This is a genomic window from Testudinibacter aquarius, assembly GCF_004342725.1.
Taxonomy (GTDB): Bacteria; Pseudomonadota; Gammaproteobacteria; order Enterobacterales; family Pasteurellaceae; genus Chelonobacter; species Chelonobacter aquarius.
Genome location: NZ_SMCP01000009.1, coordinates 110,795 through 117,273, shown reverse-complemented (window position 1 = coordinate 117,273; position 6,479 = coordinate 110,795). Strand labels below are relative to the sequence as shown.

Annotated in this window: 5 protein-coding genes, 2 tRNA genes and 2 rRNA genes; 7 read left to right on the top strand and 2 right to left on the bottom strand. The window is 45.9% G+C overall.

Going from position 1 to position 6,479, the window contains the following annotated elements; translation table 11 throughout:
* Positions 1-173: 173 nt before the first annotated feature.
* From rrf (EDC16_RS09935) to EDC16_RS09920, 4 genes are all read left to right on the top strand, one after another.
* A 5S ribosomal RNA gene (gene rrf / locus EDC16_RS09935) occupies positions 174-289 on the top strand.
* Positions 290-340: 51 nt separating this feature from the next.
* Positions 341-456 (top strand): 5S ribosomal RNA (rrf, locus tag EDC16_RS09930).
* Positions 457-468: 12 nt separating this feature from the next.
* Positions 469-545 (top strand) — tRNA-Asp (locus EDC16_RS09925).
* An 11-nt stretch (positions 546-556) separates the two neighbouring features.
* Positions 557-632 (top strand) — tRNA-Trp (locus tag EDC16_RS09920).
* Between the two features lie 8 nt (positions 633-640).
* On the opposite strand, the gene lpxH is transcribed toward EDC16_RS09920, so the two are convergent.
* Positions 641-1,396: a UDP-2,3-diacylglucosamine diphosphatase gene (gene lpxH / locus EDC16_RS09915; protein ID WP_132967706.1), complete on the bottom strand. Its 756-nt coding sequence runs from the start codon at positions 1,394-1,396 to the stop codon at positions 641-643.
* Between the two features lie 105 nt (positions 1,397-1,501).
* Here lpxH and EDC16_RS09910 point away from each other — a divergent pair, with 105 nt between their 5' ends.
* Entirely contained in the window at positions 1,502-2,230 is a 729-nt protein-coding gene (locus EDC16_RS09910) for a 1-acylglycerol-3-phosphate O-acyltransferase (protein ID WP_132967696.1), read from the top strand.
* Between the two features lie 3 nt (positions 2,231-2,233).
* The gene (locus EDC16_RS09905) at positions 2,234-3,640 is read left to right on the top strand and encodes a multicopper oxidase domain-containing protein (protein ID WP_416069096.1); all 1,407 of its coding nucleotides are present in this window, start codon (positions 2,234-2,236) and stop codon (positions 3,638-3,640) included.
* Positions 3,641-3,659: 19 nt separating this feature from the next.
* Here the strand turns inward: EDC16_RS09905 and EDC16_RS09900 are convergent, their stop codons facing one another.
* On the bottom strand, positions 3,660-4,832 hold the full coding sequence (locus EDC16_RS09900; RefSeq protein ID WP_132967695.1) for an FAD-dependent oxidoreductase: 1,173 nt from the start codon (positions 4,830-4,832) through the stop codon (positions 3,660-3,662).
* Between the two features lie 210 nt (positions 4,833-5,042).
* Here EDC16_RS09900 and miaB point away from each other — a divergent pair, with 210 nt between their 5' ends.
* Positions 5,043-6,470: a tRNA (N6-isopentenyl adenosine(37)-C2)-methylthiotransferase MiaB gene (gene miaB, locus EDC16_RS09895; protein WP_132967694.1), complete on the top strand. Its 1,428-nt coding sequence runs from the start codon at positions 5,043-5,045 to the stop codon at positions 6,468-6,470.
* Positions 6,471-6,479: the final 9 nt, after the last annotated feature.

Genomic DNA, 6,479 nt, shown 5'->3' with positions numbered 1-6,479 from the left:
AACGCTCAAGGGTTTTACCCTAAAGCAGAGCGAGTTGTAAGAAAAGACAAAGACAAAGACAAAGCTCAGAGAGTTTGAATCAGTAATAGCTTGTGACCGAATAATAACAGTGAAATAAAGTGAAGTAAAAAAACTGAAAGAACAAAGAAACAAAGACAATCAAGCCGAATTATTCCGGCGGCGATAGTGCAGTAGTCCCACCTGAACCCATGCCGAACTCAGAAGTGAAATGCTGTAATGCCGATGGTAGTGTGGGGTCTCCCCATGTGAGAGTAGGACACCGCCGGATTTTATTTTCTAAGTAAACTTATTATTAGAGTTTATTTAGAAAATAAAAAATTTTGGTAGCTATAGTGCAACAGACCCACCTGAATCCATGCCGAACTCAGAAGTGAAATGTTGTTACGCCGATGGTAGTGTGGGGTCTCCCCATGTGAGAGTAGGTCACTACCAATTATCAATTTCAGCGGAGTGGTAGTTCAGTTGGTTAGAATACCTGCCTGTCACGCAGGGGGTCGCGGGTTCGAGTCCCGTCCATTCCGCCACTTTACAATTTAGGGGCGTAGTTCAATTGGTAGAGCACCGGTCTCCAAAACCGGGTGTTGGGAGTTCGAGCCTCTCCGCCCCTGCCATTATTCTGTTATTCCATTGCTTTATCTTCTTTAATTTCTAGCTTGAGTTCTTCAAAGCGATATCCATTTTTATCACAAACTAAATATGGTGCAGTTTCGTGCCAGTCACCTAACACAATACGAGTAAAAGTGCGGTTTGGTAAGTTATCTATTGAGTGAATAGCTTGTCTGTGAGTATGTCCGTGTATTAGGTGAGGCGCACCAAAACGTCGCATAGTGGCTAAAACAAATTCTGTGTTCACGTCCATAATTTCAGTCGCTTTTTCACTCTTTTGTTGACGGCTTCTGCTGCGGATTTTATTGGCAATATGCAGACGGATAAATAGTGGTAAGCATAAAAACAGCCGTTGTCGCCAAATATTATGTACTTTTTTGCGATATGCTTGATAGCTGGTATCGTCAATACAAAGTGTATCGCCATGGCAAAGTAAAACCTCGGTGCCGTATAAATTAACCTTATGGTATTCCGGTAATAATATTAAACCGCACTTTGCGGCAAAACGTTGGCCAATTAAAAAATCTCGGTTGCCGTGTTGAAAATAGACGTGAATACTTCGCTCGGTCAACTGTTTTATTTGGCGCTGAACTAATTGTGCCAATTCAGAATTTTCATCATCACCAATCCAAAAATCAAACAGATCGCCTAAAATATATAATGCTTCACCTTTTATCGCTTCAGTTTGCATAAACTGCTGAAAAAGTGCGGTCAAATGCGGAGAATTTTCGCTCAAATGCAGATCCGCAATAAAATAGGTTTTTTTCATCATTCTTATTTTTTATATCATTAAATTTTTAGGAAATAGTTCTGATTTTATACACATATTCCGACATTTTCGCTATACTCTAGCAAATTTTTTTAGGAAATTGTTATGTTATTATTTTTACGAGCAATCATCGTAGTTTTCGCAGCCCTGTTAATTTGTTTACTTGGAACGGTTTATTCGTTGATTCGTTTTAAGAATCCAAGCAATGTTGGCGTGGTCGCACGCTGGTTTGGGCGTTTACATCCGTTATTTGGGTTAAAAGTGGAGCATCGTTTTCCTGCTGGCGCTGAAAATAACGGACCTTGTATCTACATTGGCAACCATCAAAATAATTATGATATGGTGACGATGGCATACATGGTGATGCCGCGAACGGTCAGCGTGGGTAAAAAAAGCTTGGCTCTTATTCCATTTTTTGGCTTGTTATATTGGGCGAGCGGTAATATTTTACTGGATCGTGACAATAAGAGCAAAGCCCATTCTACTATGGGGGAACTAGCAAAGCGGATTAATCGGGATAAGTTATCGATTTGGATGTTTCCGGAAGGTACACGTAGTCGTGGGCGTGGGTTGCTGCCGTTTAAAACCGGGGCGTTTCATGCGGCGATTGCCGCTGGTGTACCAATTGTACCGGTCTGTTGCAGCAATTTGCACCATAAAATTGATCTTAACCGTTGGGACAATGGCAAGGTGATTTGTGAAATGTTAGCACCAATTGATACTTCAAATTATAGCCGTGAAAATGTGCGGGAATTAATGAATCACTGCCATGCAGTGATGAAACAAAAAATTGACCAGCTTGATCAAGAGCTGGCACAGCAGCACTTAGGCTAGTCAATGATGCAATCCGACTTATCTCGTCGCAGGTTACTCAAAAATACAACTCTACTTGGTGTAAGTGCGGTGTTGCCGACGGCCTATGCGTCAGGCACACAGCTGCTGCCGATTCCGCCACTGTTAGATGTCGGACGCGGGCGCCCAATTTTACTTTCAATGGGGAGCAGCAAGAAAGCATTTATCGATGCCAAAAAAGTGGAGGTATGGGGCTTTAACGGGCTTTATTTGGGACCCACGATTCGCTGTAAGCAAGGGGATTTTGTTCGTTTAAATTATAGTAATCAACTTTCACAGCGAGTATCCATCAGTTTGCAGGGATTGCAGGTCAACGCTGAGCTGTTGGGCGGCGTAGGGCGTCAGTTTGATAGTAGTACAGGCTGGTCGCCGATTGTACCAATTACTCAATCAGCAGCTACATGTTGGTATCACGCAGATACCTTGGCACACTCGGCTTATCAGGTTTACCGTGGCTTGTCCGGTATGTGGTGGATTGATGATGAAGAGAGCCGTAAGGCAAAACTGCCGAATAAATACGGCGTTAATGATATTCCGCTGATTTTGCAAGATGTGCGCCTGAACAGTCAGGGAGAGCAACTGTTTAATCCAAATCAGCGCCAATTTCTCGGTAACCGTTTGTTGGTGAATGGTGCCGAAGCGCCTTATTTAAATGTGGCGCGTGGTTGGGTAAGGTTACGCTTGTTGAACGCATCGCTGTCGCGCGGGTATAACCTTAACTTAGATGATGGGCGCAGCATCTGGGTGCTAGCCGGTGGGTTGGGCTTTCTGCCGCAGCCACGCGAAGTGCGGTCATTATTTTTAGCACCAGGTGAGCGTGCAGAAATTTTAATTGATTTGAATGAAGGTGGTAATGTTGCGCTAATCAGTGGGGAAAAACGGGGCTTTTTTGACAAAATGACCTCATGGTTCGCTGATGAGAATGAATTAATTGACAACACCGTGTTAGCGTTGCGCCCCGATGGCTTGCTCTCTGCCTTTGAGCAAAAAATCGATTTTCAACGTCAAGAACAGATTTCAACCGATGTTGTTGTGACGCAGCAGCGGAGCTTTATGCTGGACGTTGAGAACGCATTGATCAATCAACAGAAATTTGATCCTCGTCGAGTGGATGTGAATGCTGCGTTGGGCAGTTATGAACGCTGGCATTTAAGCGCCACTGCGCCGATTGGGTTTAGTCTACAAGGTGCTAAATTTCTGCTTGAATCTTTTAATGGGCAGGCAATAGACGCTTCGCAATTAACTTGGCGTGATACAGTATGGGTGAATGGCAATATATCGATTTTAGTAAAGTTTGATCAAACCTCTTCCAACAACTACCCATTTACCTTTGGCAGCAGCGATTTAATGTTGGCAGATAAAGGCTGTATGGGGATGTTGGTGGTTCAATAGAATCACCTCTATCTATAATCTACAGCCCCAAGGCATATTTTAGCGCCTGTTTTTTGAGCAGTGTGGCTTTGTCTACGGCAACCAAAGCAAGATTACGTAACACTTTCAACGGTAACAAATTTTCTTTGAACCCTTTGTAGAACAGATCCATACCGCTTTGCATTAACAGATTGTCCTTTTGACGCAAGCGTTGGTAGCGTGCGAGGACGGTTTCATCATTAATCGCCTGACCGCACTTTTGTGCTGCTGCAATCACCGTTAAAAATACGCTCACATCTTTAAAGCCTAAATTTACCCCTTGTCCGGCAAGCGGGTTGATGGTGTGCGCCGAGTCGCCTAATAATACAATACCGTTTTTATAATAATTTTGTGCATGGCGACGGGTCAGTGGAAATGAAGCCGCTTGTTGACTTTTCACCGCGCCTAAACGTGCTGGAAATGCCTGTGTAATTTCGTTATCCAATTTTTCTAATGGCATTTTTTGCAGTTCACGAATTCGCTCTGGGCTGTCGTACCACACCAAACAGCCTTGATTGCCTAATAAAGGCAGAAATGCTCGTGGGCCGCTTGGGAAAAATTGCTGCCAAGTGATATCCTGCTGTGCAAGTGCGGTTTCAACCACAATCAGCATACAGCTTTGGCGATATTGCCACCCGGTCAGCCCAATGCCGGCAATTTGCCGCAGTTTGGAGTTGGCGCCGTCGCAAGCCAGCACCAGCGGCGCATGATAACATTCACCGCTGGCCAGGCGCAGCTGCCAATCGTGACCGCTCTTTTCTAGCTGCTGAATCTCAGCATTCAGTTGACTGCTTAAATTGGGGTAAGCGGGAAAAGTTTGCCACAAGCCCAGTTGAATCAGATTATTTTCCACCATATAACCCAGTTCCGGCAAATCCAGATCTTGCGCCCTGAAACAGGTGGAGAAGCCATCAATTTCCCAGGTTTCCAATTGGCGGTAAGGGCAGGTGCGCATCGCATGAATCGTTTGCCACGCTTGCAACTTTTGCAATAGTTTCACCGAAGCGGCACTGATGGCGGAAATCCGGATATCGTAAGGTTGATCGGCACTAAAGTGCGGTAGGCTGCCCTGTTCAATCAGCTGCACGTTCAATCCCAATTTTGCCAAGCCTAATGCGGCTGCCGAGCCGACCATGCCACCGCCAACCACAATCACATCTTTGCGATTCAACATTTTTCCCCCTAATGCCTGCTTTTATTAGGCTTTATTCTACTCGCAGCCGCCGATTTTCTAAAGCAAATCACAAATAAAATCGGTTTTTACTGGTCAGCAATCCTGCAAATCGGTAGAATAGCCCGATTTAAATTCCATTAGTTTTTAGCGCTGTATCCTTTAACTTATAAATTAGTGCGGTCGATAACCGCGTCCTAACGAAGAAAAACCATGACACAAAAATTACACATTAAAACTTGGGGCTGCCAGATGAACGAATACGATTCATCAAAAATGGCGGATTTATTGAACAGTACGCACGGTTTCGAATTGACCGAAAATGCGGAAGAAGCCGATGTGCTGTTGCTCAACACCTGCTCGATTCGTGAAAAAGCACAAGAGAAAGTGTTTCACCAATTGGGACGCTGGAAAGATTTGAAAAAATCCAATCCGAAATTGGTGATCGGTGTGGGCGGCTGTGTTGCCTCACAAGAAGGCGCCCACATTCGTGATCGTGCGCCCTATGTGGACATTATTTTTGGTCCGCAAACCCTACACCGCCTGCCGGAAATGCTGAACCAAATTCGCGGCGGCAAAAGTGCGGTAGTCGATGTCAGCTTCCCGGAAATTGAAAAGTTTGATCGCCTGCCGGAGCCGAAAGCCGAAGGCCCGACAGCATTTGTCTCGATTATGGAAGGCTGCAATAAATACTGCTCGTTCTGTGTGGTGCCTTATACCCGTGGCGAAGAAGTCAGCCGCCCGGTGGACGATGTGTTGTTTGAAATCGCCCAATTGGCGGCGCAAGGCGTGCGTGAAGTGAACTTGTTGGGGCAAAATGTCAATGCCTATCGTGGTGCGACCTTTGATGATGGCATCTGCACCTTTGCTGAATTATTACGCTTAGTGGCAGCGATTGACGGCATCGATCGCCTGCGGTTCACCACCAGCCACCCGATTGAATTCACTGATGATATTGTCGAAGTCTATCGCGACACGCCGGAACTGGTCAGCTTTTTGCACCTGCCGGTGCAAAGCGGCTCGGATCGGGTGTTGACTATGATGAAACGTAACCATACCGCACTTGAGTACAAATCGATTATCCGTAAACTGCGCCAAGTGCGACCGGAGATTCAAATCAGCTCCGATTTTATCGTCGGCTTCCCGGGCGAGAGCAAAGAAGACTTCCAGCAAACGATGGATCTGATTGCGCAAGTGAATTTTGATATGAGCTTCAGCTTCATTTACTCGGCACGTCCCGGCACACCGGCAGCGGACATGCCGGACGATGTCAGCGAAGCGGAGAAAAAGGAGCGCTTATACTTGCTGCAACAACGCATCACGCAACAAGCGATGCAGTTCAGCCGCAAAATGCTCGGCACAGAACAGCGTGTGTTGGTAGAAGGACCGTCGAAAAAAGATGTGATGGAACTGACCGGACGCACCGAAACCAACCGCATCGTCAATTTCGCCGGCACACCGGACATGATCGGTAAATTTGTGGATATTAAAATCACCGACGTCTGGACCAACTCCCTGCGCGGCGAGGTCATTCGCACCGAAGACCAAATGGGCTTACGCGTGCAGCAAAGCCCGCAAAGCGTGATCCAACGCACCCGTCAAGAAGACGAATTGGGCGTTGGGCAGTATGTGGTGAATTGATCATTCTCA